At 51.2% G+C, this 22,303-nt stretch carries 14 protein-coding genes; 5 read left to right on the top strand and 9 right to left on the bottom strand.

Features of this window, described 5'->3' with window-relative positions:
- Nucleotides 1–187: 187 nt before the first annotated feature.
- Complete coding sequence (locus AC27N8_RS27000) at nt 188–1,465, top strand: hypothetical protein (protein ID WP_487071246.1); 1,278 nt, start codon at nt 188–190, stop codon at nt 1,463–1,465.
- A 176-nt stretch (nt 1,466–1,641) separates the two neighbouring features.
- On the opposite strand, the gene AC27N8_RS26995 is transcribed toward AC27N8_RS27000, so the two are convergent.
- From AC27N8_RS26995 to AC27N8_RS26970, 6 genes are all read right to left on the bottom strand, one after another.
- The gene (locus AC27N8_RS26995; protein WP_487071244.1) at nt 1,642–3,168 is read right to left on the bottom strand and encodes an FAD-dependent monooxygenase; all 1,527 of its coding nucleotides are present in this window, start codon (nt 3,166–3,168) and stop codon (nt 1,642–1,644) included.
- A 182-nt stretch (nt 3,169–3,350) separates the two neighbouring features.
- The gene (locus AC27N8_RS26990) at nt 3,351–4,616 is read right to left on the bottom strand and encodes an MFS transporter (protein ID WP_487071242.1); all 1,266 of its coding nucleotides are present in this window, start codon (nt 4,614–4,616) and stop codon (nt 3,351–3,353) included.
- 129 nt (nt 4,617–4,745) lie between these two features.
- The gene (locus AC27N8_RS26985) at nt 4,746–7,898 is read right to left on the bottom strand and encodes a winged helix-turn-helix domain-containing protein (protein WP_487071240.1); all 3,153 of its coding nucleotides are present in this window, start codon (nt 7,896–7,898) and stop codon (nt 4,746–4,748) included.
- A 135-nt stretch (nt 7,899–8,033) separates the two neighbouring features.
- Entirely contained in the window at nt 8,034–8,414 is a 381-nt protein-coding gene (locus AC27N8_RS26980; protein ID WP_487071238.1) for a VOC family protein, read from the bottom strand.
- A gap of 142 nt (nt 8,415–8,556) precedes the next feature.
- Entirely contained in the window at nt 8,557–11,241 is a 2,685-nt protein-coding gene (locus AC27N8_RS26975) for a family 78 glycoside hydrolase catalytic domain (RefSeq protein ID WP_487071236.1), read from the bottom strand.
- A 103-nt stretch (nt 11,242–11,344) separates the two neighbouring features.
- Nucleotides 11,345–12,445 carry a LacI family DNA-binding transcriptional regulator gene (locus tag AC27N8_RS26970; protein WP_487071234.1) on the bottom strand — a complete coding sequence of 367 codons (1,101 nt, stop codon included), beginning with the start codon at nt 12,443–12,445 and terminating at the stop codon, nt 11,345–11,347.
- 343 nt (nt 12,446–12,788) lie between these two features.
- On the opposite strand from AC27N8_RS26970, the gene AC27N8_RS26965 reads away from it, so the two are divergent.
- The 3 genes from AC27N8_RS26965 to AC27N8_RS26955 all read left to right on the top strand — a co-directional run bounded on the left by AC27N8_RS26965 (nt 12,789) and on the right by AC27N8_RS26955 (nt 16,411).
- Complete coding sequence (locus AC27N8_RS26965) at nt 12,789–13,760, top strand: carbohydrate ABC transporter permease (protein ID WP_487071232.1); 972 nt, start codon at nt 12,789–12,791, stop codon at nt 13,758–13,760.
- 100 nt (nt 13,761–13,860) lie between these two features.
- Nucleotides 13,861–14,784, top strand: a complete 924-nt coding sequence (locus AC27N8_RS26960; RefSeq protein ID WP_487071230.1) for a carbohydrate ABC transporter permease — start codon at nt 13,861–13,863, stop codon at nt 14,782–14,784.
- A gap of 163 nt (nt 14,785–14,947) precedes the next feature.
- Complete coding sequence (locus tag AC27N8_RS26955; RefSeq protein ID WP_487071228.1) at nt 14,948–16,411, top strand: ABC transporter substrate-binding protein; 1,464 nt, start codon at nt 14,948–14,950, stop codon at nt 16,409–16,411.
- Nucleotides 16,412–16,416: 5 nt separating this feature from the next.
- On the opposite strand, the gene AC27N8_RS26950 is transcribed toward AC27N8_RS26955, so the two are convergent.
- The 3 genes from AC27N8_RS26950 to ung all read right to left on the bottom strand — a co-directional run bounded on the left by AC27N8_RS26950 (nt 16,417) and on the right by ung (nt 20,394).
- Nucleotides 16,417–17,910 carry a gluconokinase gene (locus AC27N8_RS26950; RefSeq protein WP_487071226.1) on the bottom strand — a complete coding sequence of 498 codons (1,494 nt, stop codon included), beginning with the start codon at nt 17,908–17,910 and terminating at the stop codon, nt 16,417–16,419.
- Between the two features lie 37 nt (nt 17,911–17,947).
- Nucleotides 17,948–19,576, bottom strand: coding sequence for an MFS transporter (locus tag AC27N8_RS26945; protein ID WP_487071224.1), 1,629 nt, complete (start codon nt 19,574–19,576; stop codon nt 17,948–17,950).
- Between the two features lie 140 nt (nt 19,577–19,716).
- Nucleotides 19,717–20,394, bottom strand: a complete 678-nt coding sequence (ung, locus tag AC27N8_RS26940; protein WP_487071222.1) for a uracil-DNA glycosylase — start codon at nt 20,392–20,394, stop codon at nt 19,717–19,719.
- Between the two features lie 289 nt (nt 20,395–20,683).
- Here ung and AC27N8_RS26935 point away from each other — a divergent pair, with 289 nt between their 5' ends.
- Nucleotides 20,684–22,222: a phospholipase C gene (locus tag AC27N8_RS26935; protein WP_487071220.1), complete on the top strand. Its 1,539-nt coding sequence runs from the start codon at nt 20,684–20,686 to the stop codon at nt 22,220–22,222.
- The last annotated feature ends 81 nt before the right edge of the window (nt 22,223–22,303 follow it).

The raw sequence follows: 22,303 nt of genomic DNA, 5'->3' as shown, positions 1-22,303 counted from the left end.
GCTGAACACATATCGCGCTCGATCCATATTCGTCGCTCTCAAGCAGATTGAGAGCGACGAATATGGAGTAGGTCACAAAATGGAAGTGAAATGGATCACAATAATATCATGGACAGCGAATCAGCCAGCATATTATTATATGTATATAAATTATATTTTGAATATATATGCTCAATGAGGTACTGTTATGAAAAAACTGATTGACAGAAATACTTTCACATTAGGAACATTATTGATGCTGGTGTGTCTTTTTCTGGGAGCGTGTGGATCTGGCGGGACCACCACTCAAGCTTCAACGACTACAACACCCACAGCAACACCAAGTCCAACCATTGTAGCAACCACCGGTACAACTCCAACCCAAACAGGTAACAACAATCAAACGGCAGGCACGGGCAAAGACTACGCCTTTGTACGTGATAATCAAGTATGGGTCGCACTCAATGGACAAACACCAACACAAGCCACAAATTTTACGGGAGGCCAATCATCTACTACCTGGGGCAAACTGTTCTGGTTTGATCAGGATCGCTACATCGCCTTCACAGTGGAAAACAGTGCACGCGGAGGCAACTACTGCTTACGTCTGCCACTCATGGGACAACTTTTTGTGATCGATACTACCACCATGAAAACTACAGCTGCGACCCTCAAAGGTCCAGGCCTATCGCAAGCAATACCCTTAGATGGCCTGTGGGCAGATATAGCTGTGCAGGATGACACCCATCTGTTAGCCTGGTACTCTAATGGTATTTACCAATATGATTTCACAACTCAAACTGCCACACAATTGATTCCACAATCAAAACTGCCAACCTACAATCAGAACATCTTCTCTCTATCAGTGAGAAATGGACAGTTGTATTACGGAATCATATCAACGCCTGATAGTGCCGGCAAATCACACCTTATGCTCTATAGCTATCCTCTTTCTAACGGAAATGTCTCCAGCGTAAAGGTATTCACAAAGATATTCGACGCTGGAAGTGAGATTGCCTGCCAATTAGGTCAGCAAAATGGTCCAATCATCAATCTATCGTGGGATATCTCACCCGATGGGGCTCATCTTATTACCTCAGCCATAGATACTACGGATGTAGAGCATCCCCAGGGTAAACTGATACTGGTCGATCTCAAAAAGGGGAACACAACAACACCAATCTTTACGCAAGTACCTTCTACAGAGAAAGTTGATAGCGGGGATGTAACACTTTTGTGGTCCACCGACAGCCAACATATCCTGCTTGAAAGCTACACCACACTCTATACCAGTAGCGTAAACAATCCAGCGAGTATGCAAACTTATGCGATAAAAGATCCAAACCACATATCCTGGAACGCCAATGGAACATCGTTTGCCGCAGACAATGGAAGCACAAAAAGTATCCAGGTATACACCATAGGCACATCGATAGGAAAAGATCTGATCGCCAATGCCACAGATTTCGCCTGGGGCATCCAATAAAGTCACCATTGTAGCGACAACAAAAAACGCAGAAGGCATCTAAATTATCTATGGCAGTAATTCAGATGCCTTGCTGTTACTCTTCGCGAGCCTTTGTATGGGTGCAGATGATAAGTAAGAACTACGCAATTGCAAAGAGTCGACATATTTTCGGATGAAGCGTACTCAATAATGGATTAGTTAGAGCGACCCGTATCGTCTCCTAACCAGCGCGTCAGGGCGGCTTCCAGGCCAGAAAAGTCACTAACACTGTCGTCCGACGCCCACGCCACGAACCCATCAGGACGCACCAGCAAACCGCTCACTTCGGCGCCGTCCGAATGCCCCTGCACCAACTCCAAACGTCCCGCGTAGGACATAACTAGAGTTGCCAGCCGGTCGTCCCCGGCAAGATCGACGAGCAAGAACCGACCCTCATGAGTGTAGTCGGAGAGCCGTGTGCCGTCGTCCAGCTGGAGTTTGGGCATCGTCGCACCGACCAGCGGATGATCGTTCCCCAGGTCGTAGCGCTGCCACAGACCAGAAATCCGCTTCACGTAGTAAGTTGCTCCATCCCGCGTGCCGAGAAAATCAGTGACCACATCCCTGAGGGCACAACTGTAGGCATCGCCGCGCATCACAGCCACCTGCGCACGCGTCCAATCAAGTACCCAGGCACCAATCGGGTGCCGCTCGCTGGTATAGGTGTCAAGCAGTCCATCGGGTGCCCATCCCTGCACGGTGGCAGCGAGCTTCCAGCCCAGGTTGACCGCATCGCCTATCCCCAGATTCAGTCCCTGGCCGCTGAACGGCGAGTGTACGTGGGCAGCGTCGCCGCAGAGTAATACACGACCGCTCCGATAAGTCGATGCCTGTCGCGCATTGTCTGTGTAGCGCGAGCCGCTGATAACATCGGTCACGCGCACATCGACGCCGCTGACAAGCCGTAGACTGGCTTCCATCTCGGCCGCAGTGACTGGTGCCTCCCGGTCCGCCGGAGGGCCATTCAACTCAACGGTGCGAATCCAACCTGGCCTCGGCCCATAGACGTAGACGCCGGTAGGAGTATGCTGCCAGCCTTGCCCCAGGAGCTCCACCCCCTCAATAGTAGCCACCGCCTGTCGGCCCGTGATCACCGGGTCTGTGCCAGGAAAATCGAAGCCCGCCTGGTGGCGGACCAGGCTGCGGCCTCCGTCACAGCCAACAAGCCACGCCACACGCAAGTCGTCTCCATCTTGTAGATGAACAGTGACGCCGGCCTCTTCCGCATCGAATCCACGCACCTCCACCCCACGCCGTACCTCGACGCCCAGCTCCACCGCACGCTCACCAAGAATCCGCTCCAACTCGATCTGCGGAACTATCATATACCAGGCTGGACCATGGCCGCGCAGGCCAGGATCCTCCTCATCGACGGGATCTGCTGGAACCTGAATTCCACCAAAGTGCCCCACAGAAGGCGCTCTTCTCTGCTCCCCACGCGGCCCTCCTACTGCCTCCAATGCGGGAAGCAGGCCACGCCGTTCGAAGATCTCGGCAGTAGCGGTATTGATCCCCCCTGCCTTGGTCGCGGTATCGAGCTCCGTCCGCCGCTCGACGACTATCACCCGGACTCCCGCCAACTGTAGTTCTGTAGCAAGCATCAAGCCAACAGGACCGGCCCCTACCACGAGCACATCGTAGTCCATCTCTGTTAACATCTGGTTTTCCTCTTTCGTAGACATCTAGTTTTCCTTTCTAACTGTATGCGCATTTTATAGAATGATATGGGCAAAAATTTACGAATTACGTGATTGCTCCTGACTCCTTGATAGAGCGATACAATATGGCACGGGAGATCCCAGGAGCAGTACAAATTCCGGGAAGCATCTGGATCACAGCCATAGGTAATCCAGATGGCCTGCTTTTACTCTTGATGAGCTTTTGGCTGTGGAGGGATGGTCAGAACAACAGCGAAGATGGCCAGAATAATAATCAGTGTGCCTGTCCAATAGGGGATGGCATGTCCAAGCTGCACATAGAGCAATCCACCAAGCAAAGGACCAACGATCATCGCCAATGACGCCATCGATTGACTGGCGCCGCTAACAATTCCTTGCTGCTCAGATCCAGCCAACCGAGAAGTCATACCACGCAGAGCGTTCTCGACCAGACCACCCGATCCTGCGAAGAGGATCACGCCGACAAGCAAGAGGATCGGTGAGGCGATGATTGTGATGGCTCCAATCAGGAGGTAGCTGATTGCAACCAGAAGCAGAGATCCAATACTTAATTTCACATCGCCAAGGATCTTTAACAATTGACCGACCAGTATTCCCTGTACAAAGATATCGGCGATACCGACAACAGATGAGAGGAGGCCCGCCTGCGTAGCATCCCATCCCAGGCTATCCTTCAACAAGATGGTCAGATTCGAAATCAAGATTGAGAAGGGAAGAAAGTAAAGAAAACTGGCGATCAGTAGCCAGCGCAACTTACCAGTCATAAAGACATCGCGCAACTGCTTGATAGGATTCAGGTCGCGCAACTGGATCGCAGCGACACGATGTTCTTTACGCAAGCTCTCAGGCAAGAAGAAAAAGCCCCAGATAAGGTTGAGTAAAATGACCGCTGCGGCTGCAATAAAGGGAGCACTATAGCTGATAGTTGCCAATAGTCCACCGATGGCTGGCCCCGCAATAAAACCCGCACCTGAAATGCCTCCCACGATCCCAAAGTATTTGCCGCGCTCCTCTGGTTCGGTAATATCGGCCATATAGGCAAAGATAACGCCATAATTGCCTCCAGTTAAGCCATCGATGATGCGACCCAGAAAAAGAATCCAGAGCGAGCCGCCCAATCCGAAGAGCAGATAGCCAATCACTGATCCCAACAGGCACACAAAGAGTACGGGACGACGTCCAAAGCGATCGCTGAGCAGGCCCAGTCCCGGCGAGGCGATCAGCTGGCAGATGCCATAGATCGAGGTCATCCAGGCAACCACGATGGCGAGGTCTCTGGGATCGCTCAAATGCTGCAATGTCATAAATGGGATAACGGGGGCAATAATGGTCATCCCCATGGTGTTCAAAAACGCAACGATTAAAAGAAAGATGATGGCTTTCCGGCTCGGAGCGGATCGTTTCTCATCGGGCGTTTCCACTTGAGATGTTGTGATATCAGATGTGTTCAAAGTAATACCCTCCAATCTGATAGTTGTTCAGTTCATAACTGTCCCAACTATAATTCTCAGAGGGATGAGTCGTCATCACCACTATGCATGATCCGCTGGATGATTTTTAATGCGGCTCTTTTTGATCTCTCAAGCCAGCGAGCCAAGCTGATTGGCAACAGCACTCGCTTCCACACGATTCTTGACGCCCAGTTTACGATAGATACTCTGAACCTGAGTACGCACGGTATTAACGGAGACAATGAGCTCTCGTGCGATCTCCGCATTGGAGTTGCCTGCCATCAGTAAGCGCAAAACCTTCTGTTCCTGTGGACTCAATGGCTCTGGCAAAAGCATTACCTCAGGTTTGCTATCCTTCATCTGCATACCGCATTCCAGGGCAAAGAGACTGATAAGATGCTGCACATAGGCTATCAGCGCACTCTCACGCAGATGCAGAAGAAGTCCACGCAATATACTGAATAATTGTTCACCTTCGTCGAGAAAAAAACGCAGATAACCTTCATTGCGTGTCGCATTCAATAGCTCATGCAGTTGCACACGCGCTCTGGCATCTGATCCTTGCCGAGCATATGCCAGCGTCAAGACAACCTGCACTTCTAATCCCAGGTACCCATGCCCTGTCTTTAGAGCCACTGCCTGCAAACCTTGCAGTTCCTCGATCACCGTAGATATCTCTCCTTGCGATTGAGACAACAGGAAGCGCAGATGCAATAGTTGTTCACGTTGCAATTGCAGCAGAGGTACGTTCTTCTCATCGTAATTGATGCTATCCCACCAGCGCTCCACTGAGATGAGGTCGCCACTTGCAAGTTGGATACGTGCCAATGTAAACGCTACCTCGCGCATCAGCTGATTGATGTGAGGGTTGGGAGGACTTTGTACATGTGCCAACCAGGCGATCAAGAGATGTTGTGCCTGTTCTGTATGACCAAGCGCATACTCAATCCGAGCCAGAAGCGTCAACGAGCGAGCCCGAAACTCTTCAACATGCATGTGCTCACCGATCGTCAATGCCTCACGTGCGGCCAGTTCTGCCTCCACGATATGATTCCACTCATATTCGATCAGCGCCAACCCTATCTGAGTATGAGCGATATCGTCGCGATCTTCTTGTTCTCTCGCCTCAGCTTGCATCTGACGAAACTGCTCGGAGGGACGGCGCAGCTCTCCACGCTCAAAACGCAGCCCGGTGAGCATCCCTCTGGTAGCACGCGCGTAAAGAGTATTCCCCTGCCGTTCGCTGATCGCCAGCGCTTCTAGCAGCAGGCTCTGAGCAAGATTAAGATCACCATCCAGTAACTCGCCGATGCCAACCACAGTCAGGCTAAGATTGCGCCAGGTAAGATTATCCCTGGGAAGCCAGGCCAGGGACTGATTAGCCCAGGTAACTGCCTGGAGCATTCTTCCCTCCTGACGCTCCAGCAGTGCCCGAAAGGCAAAGACCTCCGCCAGTTTCTCCATATCATTCGCATCCCGCCATGCTTGCTCCGCAACCTGGAGCAACTGATAAATGCGTTCTTTCCCTGTTAAACTACGATCACTCTCCATCTGGATAAAGAGTAACGACATCGCATACTGCAAACAAATATCAGGATGATGTCTCAGCTCATCCTCCGGCAAGCGTCCCATCCAGCGATTCAAGGAATACCATTCGGGCACCGTGGGAATCTTACTCTGCTGCTGATCATGCAGAAGTTGCTTGATTAGTCTGGACGAACGCTTCCAGTCAGTGCTATTGAGCGCCGTCTCGATAGCCTCCGCCAGAAATCCATACTGCTCGTACCAGATACTTGCCCGTGCGGCAAGCTGACATAACCAGCTCTCTCCCAGACGCCGATGAGCCTCCTGCTGCATGGCTACAGCAAAGGGTGATTGATAAAATGACCACTCACTAATCCCATTGAGCCGTATGAGGAAAAGATCGCCTCCACTGAGTGTGCTCAGCAATTGTGCGCTATCAGTACGTTCCAGAATGACATCACAAAGGGAAGCAGAAAGCAGAGGTAATGCACTGGTCTGCAACAAAAATTCTTGCAGCGGCGGCGGTAGTGTGTGCAGCACTTCGTTGAGAAAATAATCCTGGATACTCCAATGGCTTCCGGCAAAATTCCCCAGCAGCGACTCAATATCCTTATGTGGATAACCCGGCTCGTTAACCGCTTTGATGAGCAAGCGTAAACCGGTCGGCCAACCGACAATACGTTCATAAATCTGACGCAGAGCATTTGGGGTCAGCGTAAAACCAAGCTCTTGTTCCAAAAAGGTGCGCGTCTCTTCCGGCGTGAACGCAAGATATGGAGGATAGATGTCGAGCAATTCATTGCTCGCACGTAGGCGCGTCAGCGAGAACGGAGGGTCTCCACGAATAAGGATGACTAAATGAAAAGAGCTCGGCAGATGCTCAAGAGCGAAGCTCAGCGTTTCTGTGACCGCCGATCGCTCAAGTACATGGAAATCATCCAGCACCAGAACGCCTGGAATTTCAAGTTGGCTCAATTCATTCAGGAACACCGTCACCATCATTTCCAGCGACTTAAAGGGAGGTAGCCGATGCGCGAGCAATAAGGCAAGCGCCTCTTTACCAAAATCTGGCTGAAAGGTCTGACAGGCAGCAATAAGATAGCGCCAGAAACGGATTGGATCGTTATCCTTCTCGTCCAGAGTCACATAAGCGACCCGAAAAGCATTCACATGCACAGCTCGAGAAGCAATCCATTGACCAATCAGCGTCGTCTTACCATAGCCAGCCGGACCAGCCACCACCGTCAGCTTGCGCTCCAGAGCCTTGTCGAGACGCTCCAGCAGGTTCTCTCGCGCCAGCAACGATCTCTGCAAATGAGGCACCTGTAATTTGGACATCAGCAGCGGCTCGAATTGGATGGTGGGCAGAAGAGCTGGTTGAGGGGGCATTTGATAGGTGTCTGCCGGTGACGAGCTCGTCGGCCCCTCGCTGGCAAGCTTTGATAGCAGAGTCACAACCTCCTCCAAAAGCTCCATACTCACCTGCTCGCTGCGACCCACGTAACGCTTGATCATCTGCCCATCGCGACGCAGATATGCATACCAGTAGCCATCGGCTCCACGTCGACGCTTCTCTTTCAGCACATTAAGATGCCCATCGCGACCATCAAAGGCAAACGCAGAATGCTCCTCCAGCCAGCGCAACCAGTCCTCGCTACCTTCGGAGAGAGAAAAATCTTCCAGGCTCCCAGCTTGACAGAGAAAATAGGTTGCCCGTTCCGGCGACCAGACAACTCGATATTGCGCACGCTTTGGCATCACACACCATCCTTGCCTTTTGATCCCCAACAATCATCATGGATGATTATAGAACGCTGGGTAGCAAAAAACAAGTGTCCCCCAACAGCAAAAAATGCGCAACATCCTTCCTAACTCAGCAGAGCTCACGAAAGATCATGCATCTTTTTCGAGCACCGATAAGATATTGCCCGCAGGATCTTTAAACCAGGCAATCTTTGGGCCTCCCCCATGAGAAATTCCTTTGCTGTCTGTTACCAACTTGCTCTCATTGTAGGACTCAAAATGCACTCCTCGACTGATCAGTTCGTCCACAGCCTGCTCAACATTATCCACAGGAAAATTAAGGATAGTAAACGTTGCCGGCGTATGGTTAGCCTTTGGATATATCAGGACGGTATTCTCTCCTGCAAGATGAAGCTGAAGCATGCCATGCGTTTCAGAAATATCTAGCCCAAGTACCTGACCATAAAACTCTTTAGCCTTTTGCACATCATCGGTCGAAAAACCAGAAAATGCTGGGATGTCTTTAAACAATTCTGCTCTCCTTTACCAGATTCACTCTCATTCATGGCAATACTATAGCAGTATGGGCAGAAAAAGACTTCTTCAATCATACCTTCTTGCGTCTCGTGATGGAACGTGGCATGCCACGAGTCACGGAAGAAAGCATACAACGCTACTTTTCGAAAAAGGTATATTGTCCCGACTTGATTGTGTACAGGCGGCGGCGGCCATCGCTACCGGCATACGTGACGCCTATGGCCTGGTCGGCTGGCAAGTCTCCTTCATAAATATGATGCCCTTCAGAGATGGGAATACTGACGGTAGCGGTTGTGTTGGCCGGAATGCTGATACGCAACGTTAGTAAGCCATTATCTTGCGACCAGTGGCTGCCAATGGGTCCGTGTAATGAGTCATATTCGGCATGGGCGTAGGTGAGTCGGCTGTCGGGATAGGGATGTATGTTGATGTGTTGATATCCTGGATGCTCTTGGTCAATGTCGATACCTGCAACGTATTGATAGAGCCATTGTCCGACGGAACCAAGAGAGTAGTGATTGAAAGAGTTCATCTCGGGAGTCTGAAAGCCATGCTCGCTGGTCCAGCCATCCCAGCGTTCCCAGATGGTGGTGGCTCCGTGCTTGATAGAGTATCCCCACGATGGATAACTGTCGTTGAGGAGCAGGCGATAGGCAACGTCATTGTGTCCAGTTTCGCTCAGGACGGGACAAAGATATCCGACTCCGACGAAGCCCGTCGAGAGGTGCCAGTTACGCTGCTCGATGTCGTCGACAAGATGCTGAGCAGCCCGCGATCTCAGGTCTGTCGGGAGGAGATCCATCAGGAGCGCCAGCACATAGCACGTCTGTGTATCGCCCTGAATCCGGCCGTCGGAGTCCACATAGGCCGCATTAAAGGCGCTTTTGATCCTCTGCCAGAGCTCTCGATACCTTTGAGCATCATCCTGACGACCGAGTACGCTGGCAATCTTTGAAAGCAGCTGGACATCATAGGCGAAGTAGGCCGTGGCGAGAACCTCACGAGGCGTGTCCGCTTCGATAGAGAGCCAATCTCCGAAGTTGTTATTCAACTGCCTGCTCCAGAGTAGATCAGGATTGGCTTGCTGAATATACTCAATCCAACGCGTCATCCCCTCATAATGCTGCTCAAGGATGCTCACATCGGCATACATCTGATAAATCGTCCACGGGACGATGATGCCAGCATCACCCCAGGCTGGTGCGCCATCATTCTCATCAACTACGCGGGGAGCCACGTCAGAGAAAGCTCCAGCAGGCGATTGAGCATCGGCCACATCGAACATCCACTTTGTGAAGAATCCCGCAACATCCATATTATAAGCGGCCGTACGCACAAAGATCTGCGCATCGCCCATCCACCCCAGACGCTCATCGCGCTGCGGACAATCGGTGGGCACGCTCAGAAAGTTGCTGCGCTGTCCCCAGACAATGTTCTGCTGGAGCTGATTCACCATCGCATCTGAACATTCAAAAGTGCCTGATCTGGGAGTCGCGGAATGGATGACCTGACCCGTAAAGGCTTCTTTGTCGAGCACTCCCGGATAACCGCTCACTTCGACGTAGCGAAAACCATGAAAGGTAAAGTGCGGCTCAAAGCTCTCCAGGCCATCGCCTTTCAGAATGTAGGTATCTATCGAGCGAGCGGCGCGCAAGTTCTCGGTATAAATCGTTCCATCTGGATTAAGGACTTCGGCAAAGCGTAACTGTACTTGAGAGCCAGACTCTCCACGCACACTGAAACGCATCCAGCCTAACATGTTCTGTCCCAGGTCAACGATAGCATGGCCGGATGCAAGGATAGTCACGGCTTGCGCAGCAACCTCCTGAGTGATCTGTACAGGCTCCGCTTTATCACAGACAAGAGCCGTCTGATCTCGTTCCTCGGTAGTGACAGATTGCCAGGAGCTCTCGTCAAAGTCGGGCTCAAGCCATCCAGACAGTTCGCGCCGAGCATCATAGGTTTCGCCCATCAGCATATCGGAAAAGACGATTGGTCCTGTCGACCCTTTCCAACTTTCATCTGAAATAATAGTCTGACTCGTACCGTCGCTGTAGCTGATCTGCAATTGAAGGAGCAGTTGCATAGCAGAGCCATAGATACTATGTTGTCCCGCATATCCAATGTAGCCGCTGTACCAGCCGGGGCCAAGCATAGCTCCAATGATGTTTTCTCCGGTGGCCAGGAGCGGCTGAACATCGTACGCTTGATATTGGAGACGCTTGTGATAATCGGTCCAGCCGGGAGAAAATAAGCTTTCGCCGACGCGCTCTCCATTCATGGATAATTCGTAGACTCCTCGAGAGGTCACATACAGCCTGGCAGCGGTGACGGTTTTGGAGAGATGAAATGCTTTGCGCAAATAGGGACTTGCAACCAGACCTTCCAGCGGCGGATCAATCTCAGCGATCCTCAGGGCTGAGCGCTCCAGACCAATCCACCGGGCCTGCCACTCATCGGGCGTCAGAAGCCCCATCGTCCAGGAGCCTGGCTCGCTGTAGGCTGATGGCTGACCATCTTGATCCCAGATGCGTACCTTCCACCAGCAGCGTTGGCTGGATACAAGCTCCTGGCCTGCATAAGGTAGATGGGCCGATATCGAGGAGGCTACGCGTCCGCTATCCCATAAATCTCCCTGATCGGCAGCAAGCAAATCCTGCGTACTGGCCACCAGGATCTCATATGCGCTCTGATACTGTGAACGCTTCTCTGGTTGCTCGCTCTGTAGTATCCAGCTCAATCGTGGATGAGTCGTGTCTATCGCCAGTGGATTCGTCAGATATTCGCAGCGCAAGCGCGTGGGAGTTAATACAACCGTCATCAAGCCGACTCCTTTGTCTCTGTCAGATACGTAAGAAATAAAGCATCGAGGTAACACGAGTAAGTGCTATATCAATCGAGTATACTTAGATTAAATTTTGTTGTCAAGGTAACACAAGTAAGGTCTTCGCTGCGCTCGACACCGGTCCTGTCGACTGACGTACGATGAGTTTCGGTGCTAGCTCCAGCCGTACCGATGGCCGGTCAGGGACGGTAAGGCGTTCGATGGTCATACGAGCGGCCTCCCATCCCAGATGAAAGCCATCGTTATCGATCGTTGTCAGAGGAGGAATAGTGTAGGCGGATGGTGCAATATTATCAAAGCCAACCACACTCATCTGCTCAGGGACGGCCACATGGGAGGCTGCCAGTGCTGCCAGTACGGCCGTGGCCAGCAGATCATTAACCACGATCAGCGCGGTAGGACGTTCAGCGGGAGAAAATGTATCCAGCAGCAAGCGGGTAGCCTGATAGGCTCCCTCCTGCGATGGATCACACGAACGAATCCATTGCTCAACTACCGGAATACCCAGCGCCTGTTGGATCTCCAGACAGGTTGTGAGGCGATCTCCCAGGGTATTGATGTTCGCCACACCATAAATGTATCCAATACGCCGATGCCCCAGCTCCGCCAGATGCTTCAGGATTAATTGCTCTCCTAGCCGTGGCGTTGTGATAATGCTGTCGATGTCGAGATTGAGCTTGTTGACGATGGTCGAGCCGACCGAGGTGACGATGTATTTATGCTGATGAATGGTACGTAGCTCTTCCAAAAGCGTGCGTTCCATCTCTGAGATCATGATCAAGGCATCGCTGCGCTTTTGCTTGAGCCAATCAAAGCAGCGCTTCTCCTCCTCAGCCTTGAAATTGGTCGTGGAAAGAAAGACGCTATAGCCTTTCTCTTTGGCGTACGCTTCAACGCCTGAGAACAGTTGCAGGTAATGAGGATTATTGGCGTCGGGTATGGCGGTGGCAAGAATACGCGATGATTGGCTGCGCAGGTTGCGCGCAGCTTCGTGGGGATGATAATCAAGCTGGGCAATGGCCTCCCAGACGCGCGCCTGTGTCTCTTTCGAGATGCTGGCGGATTGCACATCATTCATCACAAACGAAACGGTCGCACGGGAAACGCCCGCCAGACGAGCCACATCTTCACTGGTTGGGCGTCTGGCCGATAACTTACGTGAGGGCTGAGTATCTTTCATGCTTTTCCCCATTTATGCACAGCTGTATGCGTGCTAACACGAGTAAATCCCTTTTGCGGTCAGCACACCTAAACGAACATATATGATCAGTATATATACCGCAAAGAAGAATGTCAACGTGCCTGTTTTTCACCTAAAGTCATATGATTCACTCCAAATTGATTGCCAGTGAGGGATTGACAAATAAAGAGTTGGTATGGTATGTTTCTGAAAAGTAACACGAGTAAGTAACCACCTGATCTTTTTTCTGAGATGCTCTGGGAGTGCCACTATTCGTGCTATTGGCAACGCCGCCGTTTACATTTGATTTGTAATTTACACTTCTGATGTGAGGAGATAATACGTGACAACGCTGCAACCAATGAAATCTCCTGCTGGAAATCTAAAACATCACTATCGTCCCGGACATGCCAACGCCACCTGGTATCGACGTGCCATCAAGGCATGGCCTTACTACGTCGCCCTGCTTCCAACCGTCCTGTTGCTTGGAATCTTTGGCTACTATCCAGCGATCAACGGCTTCTATCACGCCTTCTTCGAGTGGGAGCCAGGATTTTATGCCAACTTCATCGGTCTGGATAATTTCGCTAAGATGCTGCACGATACGCTCTTCTGGCAATCGTTCAAGAATATTGGACAATTCTTCATATTTGGCGTCACGATCGCCTGGGCGCTCCCGATCTTCGCCGCCGAGCTCGTGATGACTCTTTCAAGCGAACGCTGGCGCTTCTTTTTTCGTTCGCTCTTGATTGTTCCCTTTGCCTTTCCGGTCGCAGTCCAGGTGTTGCTATGGGGCTTCCTCTACGATCCAAACGTCGGCGTCTTCAATACGCTATTGCAGGCCATGGGATTAGGAACTCTGGCACACAATTGGCTGGGTGACCCTAATACGGCCCTCTACTCATTGATGTTTATGAATGCTCCCTGGATCGCCAGTATCCCATTCTTGATTTTTCTGGCACGGCTCCAGGCCATCCCGCAAGAGATCTTTGACGCCTCAATGATCGATGGAGCCGGTCGCTTGCGGCGCTGCTTCTCTATCGATATTCCGTTGATGCTCCCACAGTTTCGCCTGTTACTTGTGCTGGCCGTGATTCAACTCCTCCAATTTGCAGTGCCCGTGGCCTTGCTGACCAATGGAGGACCCGCTTACTCAACCATCATGCCAGTCCTTTATCTGATTCAAGCAGCCTTCGTCAATTCAGACTGGGGATATGCAGCCGCACTCTCGGCAGTGCTCTTCCTCATCATGTTTATCCTGAGCCTGCTCATACAACGCCTGTCGCGGCAAAAACCTTCGATTGTAGTAGACTGAGCTCTTCATAACTGCGCCCTGGGTGGCGCTTGATCCGCGTTGTATAGATGACATCTTTTCTTGCGTTATATCATTTCCTGTCCCAATGGAGGAGGGCCATATGGCTATCAAGCTCGCTGATACGAGTCTCGATCAGGCATCCGGGAAAATTGTCTTGCCCTATAAGCATGCCAGGCGTGTCAATAAAAGCCTGTCGCGTACCAAACGTGCCAACATTATTGCGGCAACGCTATTAAGCATCTTGAGCTTTCTGGGACTCTTCCCTTACCTGTTCATGATCATTACATCATTTAAGAATAACGCACAATTTGTACAAAGTTACTGGGCACCAGTCTTTCCCTTGCATCTGGAAAACTACATCACCGCCTGGAACCAGGTACGCATCTATCTCTTTAACTCCATCTTTATCGCTGTAGTCTCGATTGCAGGAGTGGTCATTATTGGATCGGTAACCGCCTTTGTCTTGTCGCGACGTGAGTTGCCGGGAAGAAATGTTCTCTATGGACTGGTGATGTTGCTCCTGATGGTTCCCTTCATCGCCAGCTTGATCCCTCTCTTCATTTTAATGCGCGACATCCATCTGCTCAACACCTACTGGGTACTGATTATCCCGTATGTGAGTAGCGGAGTTGTCCTCTGTACCTTTCTGATGCGCACTTTCATTGAGCAGATTCCTGAGGAGTTGTTTGGAGCCGCGAAGATCGATGGGGCCAATGGGGCACAGATCTATCTTTTTCTGGTGATGCCGCTCTCAGGTCCGATCATGGGCACGATCGCCATGGTTACCTTGATTAATGTCTGGAACGACTATTTCTGGCCGCTCCTGACTATCACGGATAACAATCTGCGTACAGCCACGATCGGAGTGTCATTCTTTCAGGGACAATATACGACGGACTGGGGACCGCTCTTCGCTGGATATTTCCTCGCCAGCCTGCCTTTGCTCATATTCTTCGTTTTCGCCTCAAAATACTTTATCGCAGGCATCCAGGGCAGCAGCTCGGGAGGGGAGGTCGTCGTGTAGCAGCAACATGCATCACAATCCTGTCCAGGCAGTCACAATGACGAAGACGTAGCCTGCCAGCAGGCATACAAGAGTACTTGCGTCAGATCCACTATATATTGAGCAATGACAGCTCCAAACACATGCGTTTTGAGGCCATTTATTTATTCAAAGGAGATAATTAATGGGATATGCTACTTCATGGCAAAAAACCGTCAGGCCGATGGTTTCAGGATTACTTGTATTGTGCATACTGTTCATTTCTGCCTGCTCTAATTCATCCACATCGTCGGACGGAAAGATAACCATCACACTTTCCGCACCTAACCAGTTCACATCAAGCAGTACCGACTTTGGTCCAGCCTGGACAACAGCCATCAATCAGTACGAGAAATTGCATCCTAACGTCACAGTCAAGATCAACGCGCTCCCGCTCAGCAGTTTCAATCAGACCATCTCGACCGAGCTGGCCGCAGGAACCGGTTCAGATATCGTCTTTAATCAGGCAACCTACAAACCGTTTATGGTCACACAGCTGGACAGTTATCTCAACAAGCCTAATCCCTACGTCTCCGGGCAGGCAAAATGGATCGACTCATTCAATTCGACCGCCTACAGCTTTAGCAATCCCCAGTCGCTCAACGCCGACGGACATCTCTACTGGGTGCCCTTCAATCTGGTAGGCGTCGGACTCTTTGTCAATCTGGATATCTTCAAGAAGCTTGATATCCCCTTCCCTATCAAGACCTACGCCGATTGGGAAACAGCGACCAAAAAGATTAAGGCCGCTGGCTATACGCCGATGGCAATGGATAGCTCAACAATCGGCATCGACTTTCCAACTGGCTCCATCTTCAACCAGATGTTTGCCAACAACTACGATCAGTTTAACTACTTCGACGGTCTCGGAAAAGCTGGCACAAATTCTTACCTGACCGTCAAAGATCTCACCCGCGCCATCAAAACGGGCAAGTTGAGCGCGACCTCGCCACAGGTAACCGAAGCCCTCACCCTTGCCCAACAGCTTTATCAACGGAATGCCACCCCCAACTGGTCAGGTATCAGTAACTCGTCAGGAGCAGGCGTCAACCTGCAAGACTTCATCTCCGGCAAAGCCGCCATGGCCTGGGGAGTAAACTTCGGCGTCTCGGCGCTGACAGACGTAAAGTTCAAATTTGGGAGCATGGGCTTTGCCACTATCACAACTGCGACCACACCACTCTCAACCAACGAACCGGCATCTTTTGGAGTCCAACCCGGCGGATCAAGCTATATGATCCCCTCAACCATCAAAGGAGATCAACTCAAATGGGCGATAGACTTCCTACAATTTATGACCGCACCAAAGTATAACCAACCATGGACCACGGCCACCACCAGTATCCCATCCATCAACGGAGTGCAAGCGCCATCCAGCGTCGCCGGCTTCGCGGGAGGAGACTGGGGTAAAACGCCAAAATCGAACGGCTACGCCCTCACCGGCCTGGATAATCAAGCCGGACAGGAGTTCCCACAAATCATGCAAGGGCTCCTGCTCGGTAAAAACAGCATTAGCCAGACGGAGCAAGCGCTAGACACATCCTGGAAGCAGGCGGCGGACAGGAACATCACCAACAACAAATGGGGTGATGAATCCTGGGCCAAGTAGCATTCTCAATCGGGCAGGAGCCTTTGATAAAGGTCATCCTGCCGCGCGGCAGCTTTGCGATAGATGGTGCCATTCTTCTGGTCAGGTTGCGTCGGAGGCAGGTTGCTGGATGGGAGCTTTTCGAGGTCTGGGATGATACCCAGAGCCTCAAGAGCCATGAGGGCGTTTCCACGTGCGGAGGCTTCCTGCTCTTGCGAGGGATGAATGGCGCTATCAAGTGTGTCGGCAATGATCTGGCGCAGAATTGACGAGTGGAATAAGACCCCTCCACTTGCCATGAGTCGATAGTCCGAAGGACTCATGTTAAGTGCGCTACGCAGTGAGGTGCAGATAGCGCCCAAACGATAGGCAAGGGATTCCATGCCAGCGCGGAGAAGTTCTACCGGAGCGGTATGAGTCGAGATGCCAGAGACGGTCATACGAGCTTCTGCGTGCCAGCCAATGCTACGCTCGCCCGAGATAAATGGCAGAATGGTAAGTCCATGGCTATCCGGCACGAGAGCCGCCACCTCGGGCTCTACATCTTGCAAGGAGGACATTTTAAGCGTATCTTTGAGCCAGGCCAGAAGATTTCCTCCCTCGCTGAGTGCTCCTCCCAGGATAGCATGTCGACCGTCGAGAAAGTAGAGCCAGAGACCAAGTGGAGGCTCTGCGATTTGTCCCGGTTCGATCACAACCCGCACAGCACTAGACGTTCCCATGGTGAGCGACCAGTTCTGCAGTGTCACGCATCCAGTGCCGGCACACGCGGATGCTCCATCGCCGATGGCTGGATACCAGGGGATGTCTTTCAACGTAGGCCAACTGGATGCGTACTTGCCTTGCAGGCCGGTAATCGCATCCTGGAAATCGCCGATATCGGAGAGCTGATCCCGACGGACATCAAGCGCCCGCATCAGTTCCGGGTCCCACTGGCGCGTCTTTGTTGTCATCATGCCGGTCGCCGAAGCCATCGAAAGGCTACAGACAGATCGTCCGAGCAGCGTGCGATGCAGATATTCTCCAAATGAGATCCATTGCCTGACACTCTTGAAGATCTGAGGCTGATTCTGCGCCAGCCAACGCAACTTCGCAGGCCAATAGCTGGCATGAAAGCGCACCCCCACACGATCATGGACAGCTTTCTCATCAAATTCCTGGCGCAGAGCACGAGCCGTGCCATAAGCCCGCGTGTCTTCCCAGGTGATCACAGGAGTCACAGGATGTCCCTCACCATCGAGGCCAAGTAGACTATGCCAGAAGGTATCGATGGCCACCGCTCTGATCTGCGTGGCCAGCGTCCCGGCCTTCTGGATCACTTCATCAATGGTCTGAGTGACAATCTCGACGAGTTTATCAGCATCAACCGACGCCTCTCCCTCAACTGATGTCGTCAGTTGATAGGTTTTTTGCGAGATCATATCTGGCACAGCCCTTCCAGCCGCGTCAAAGAGGAGCGCTCGCGTCGATGACGTACCAACATCCAGGGATAATATATAAGGTGATTTCGTATCAGTCATAGTAGCTACCTTCCACACGACTCAAATAACAACATTGTCAAGCATCCCGCACTTTCTCAGCAACTTGCTCTCCTGCAATCTCACGGTGACTGCGCGCATACATTAGTGTACACGCATTATCTGCACATTGTTGCTCATGCTTTTCCGTGGACACAACGATACGATGTGATGGCACTGTCAGTCCGGCACAGATAGCGCTCACAAATGCCAGAACCGCCCCCATCACCATCGCAAGACGGAAGCCACTGATAAAAGAGGCCGCAATATCACCTTGTAGCAGCAGCCTCATATCAGGAGCAACGCTCGCAGGCACGGTCGCGTTAGCCAATTTTGCTCGCTGTGGGTCCAGCAACGCTCGTACCTCCGGCGTGATGTGCTGGGACAACAACTGCTGATCCAGAGCCAGATTAAATACACTTAAAACTACAAGACCAAAGATAGCAATCGCCAACAGGTTTGCCACACGCGCCACAGCATTATTAATGCCAGATGCCGTGCCCGCATATTGATCACTGACTGCTCCCATGACAGTTGTCGTCAGGGGAGCCACCGTCACAGCCATGCCTAATCCGACCGTCACAATCGCCGGAAAATATGTCGTCCAGTAACTACCACCGATCCCGGGCAGCGCAAACAGGAGATAGCCCACACCCACAATCAATGGACCTACCACCAGCGGCAAACGTGCACCATAGCGCGTAACCAGGCCGCCGGAAAAGCGTGACAGGGCAAACATCAGCAGGGTAAAGGGCAGCAGCGCTGAGCCAGCAGCCGTAGGAGAATATCCCTGCACACGAATCAGATTAAAGGGCAAGAAATAGAGCGTGGCACCCAGAGCTCCATAGAGGAAAAACGTCAGCAGATTAGTACCGCTAAAGGTCCGCGATTTGAAGAGATGAAGAGGCATCATAGGAGCAGGACTCCGCCACTCCACAAACACAAAACCGATCAGCGTCAGCGCACCGACGAGAATACAAACCAGCACAATAGGATCAAAGATACTCAATGTGTTCGCTTCGACAAATCCAAAGACCAGCACACCCAGACCAAGAGTGGCCAGGCAAGCGCCAGCGATATCGAGATGCCGATTATTCTCCTCGCTGCGACTCTCTGGCACGAAGACCAGCGCCACGATCAGGACAAGCACCGCGATTGGCAAATTGATAAAAAAGACCCAACGCCACGACGCGTATTGGACCAGCCAGCCACCGATTACTGGACCAAGTGCAGATGTAATCGCAGAAAATGCTGACCATAAGCCAATTGCCTTCCCACGTTGGTCCTCAGCGAAATTGGCGCGAATAATCGCCAGACTTCCGGGAGTCAGGAGAGCGCCCCCGATCCCCTGTACCGCCCGCGCAGCTACCAGTTGAGCAATGTCGCCGGTCAAGCCACACCAGAGTGATGCAAACCCAAAAATAATCACACCCAGAGCAAAAATCCGCTTACGTCCATAGACATCGCCCAACGACCCACCAACCAGAATCAACGAGCCAAGAAGCAATGCATACGCCTCCACCACCCATTGAACGGTCGCAGCTGAAGCGTTTAGATCAACCTGGATACGCGGCAGGGCAACATTGACAACACTGGAGTCAATAAAGGCCATGCTTGATCCCAGAATCGTCGCCAGAAGTATCCAGGAACCTCTACTTTTAAGAGTCATACATCATCAACTTTCTGCGCCATGAAAAGAGTGGAAACTTCAAACAAAGCTTCCACTTATCTATTCAGTAAAGTACACAATTCTATGTAAGTATACTTTGGCACAAAGCATATCTCAAAGCAAGAGGAATGCGGATTCGACTAAAGGTCGGGCAGTTGCCAATCGATGGCAGGCTTGCCCGCCTGGAGGAGCGCGGCGTTGATTTTGGAGAACGGTTGGCTGCCAAAGAAGCCATTGCGAGCGGATAATGGAGATGGATGAGCAGACTCAATAATTGTATGTCGCGAAGTATTAATCAGGGCCTTCTTCTTTTGCGCATAGCCGCCCCACAACACAAAGATCACTGGAGACTCTTTCGCATTGACCACGCGGATAATCTCGTCGGTAAAAGTCTCCCAGCCACGATTTTTATGCGAGTTCGGCTCATGAGCTCTCACAGTTAACACAGCGTTGAGCATCAGGATACCTTGATCGGCCCACGGGATCAGATAGCCATGATTAGGGATGCGACAGCCCTGATCTTCGCGCAATTCTTTGTAGATGTTGACCAGCGACGGCGGCGGCTTGATGCCTGGTTGCACCGAGAAACACAATCCATGTGCCTGATTATGATCATGGTACGGATCCTGACCGAGCAAGAAAACATTCACACGCTCATACGGAGCATGCTGCAATGCCGCAAAGACCTCATCCTCAGGCGGGAAGACAGTGGCACGTTGGCGTTCATCATCGACAAACTTTGTGAGCTTCTCAAAATAAGGCTTTTCAAACTCATGTGCCAGATGCGTGTGCCAATCGCCTGGAATATTTATCTGCATACAAATCCCTTCATTACTACTAAGTACAATAAACAACCAACCAACTTATACTCATCTATTCTCTAAGAACGAGAGCAAAGCGGTAATAGTATCGAGCATCAGCCTTGATTTGACAAGCAGTGGCAATGAGAGCAAGCAAGCACGATGCTATAAGCACAAGTATAAATAGACTTATCAACTTTAACTTGGATTTAGTACAAATTTAATATAAAAAGGGTATAATAATGAAGAATCCAGAAGTGTGACTGGCTATCTCTAGCTACTTGTTAAAAAGAGGATTGATAAACGTATGAAAAAAAATTGGCGTATCATTGCTTCGTCAATCTTTGCATTAGGTGTCGTGCTCTTAAGTGTACAACTTTTCTTAACATCGTCTGGAACATCGGTCGGAGCGGTACAACATATAGAGACATCGGCATCCAATACAACGACTCCGATCAAGCACGTTGTCGTAATTTTCCAGGAAAACGTCTCATTTGATCACTATTTTGCGACCTATCCAAATGCGACCAATGCAGCTGGCGAACCGGCATTTCATGCCAGCGCCAATACGCCATCGGTGAATGGATTGAGTGCTGGTCTCCTCACCAATAATCCCAACACGGCCAATCCGCAGCGACTGGATCGCTCGCAGGCGGTTACCTGCGACCAGGACCATGGCTATACAGATGAGCAAAAAGCTTATGATAGTGGTCTGGTCGATAAGTTCGTTCAATACAGCAGCGGCGGTAGCTGCACCGATAAAACAACGGTCATGGATTACTATGATGGCAATACGGTGACAGCAATGTGGAACTATGCACAAAATTATGCCATGAATGATAATTCCTTTGACACAACCTTTGGGCCATCGACACCAGGCGCACTGAATCTTATCTCTGGACAGACGCACGGCGCAACCTCGGGTTCAGCACTCGCACAGATCACCGATGGTACGTTGATTGGTGACTCTGATCCCACCTATGACGATTGCTCAACCACAAATGGCAACACAGCTTCTATGTCTGGCAAGAATGTAGGCGATCTGTTAAATGCGAAGAATGTTACCTGGGGCTGGTTCGAGGGCGGATTTAAGCCGACCGCGACGACAAATGGCAAGGCTGTCTGTGGCTCAGCCCACAAGAATATTGCCGGCGTCAGCGTCACAGACTATTCTCAGCATCATGAGCCCTTTCAATATTATCAATCCACAGCCAATCCTCATCATCTGGCACCCACGTCGGCCAGGATGATTGGGAAAACTGATCAGGCCAATCATCAGTACGATCTGTCCGATTTCTGGACGTCGGTACAGACTAAGAATATGCCCGCTGTGAGCTTCTTGAAAGCTCCTGCCTATGAGGATGGTCACGCTGGCTATTCTGATCCACTCGACGAGCAGAACTTCCTGGTCAACACGATCAATACGCTGCAGAAGAGTTCCGAATGGAACAGCACCGCGATCGTCATCGCGTATGATGACTCCGATGGTTGGTATGATCATGTCATGCCTCCGATCGAAAGCCAATCGGCCAGCGCCGTCGACGCCTTGACTGGCACTGGACTCTGTGGCACCTCACAGGCTGGCGCGTATCAGGCTCGTTGCGGCTATGGTCCACGACTTCCACTCCTGATCATCTCGCCATTTGCTAAGAAGAATTTTGTTGATCACACCACCACCGATCAAACCTCCATCTTACGCTTCATCGAAGATAACTGGAGCCTGGGAAAGATCGGCGATCAATCATTGGATGCGCGTGCCGGTAGCATCACTAATATGCTCAATTTCAGGCAAGGAGATACCCATCTCTATCTGAATCCAAGTACGGGCGAGCCAACAAAAAAATAAAATCGCTTCTATCCGTTTCACCGTCTCGTCCCGACATGGTACAGGCTTATGCGGTTGCTTCGCATAAGCTTGTACTTTTTT

This window comes from Dictyobacter sp. Z7_2 (assembly GCF_057551105.1).
Note: the sequence above shows the minus strand (reverse complement) of the source record. Positions and strands in the feature narration are given on the sequence as shown.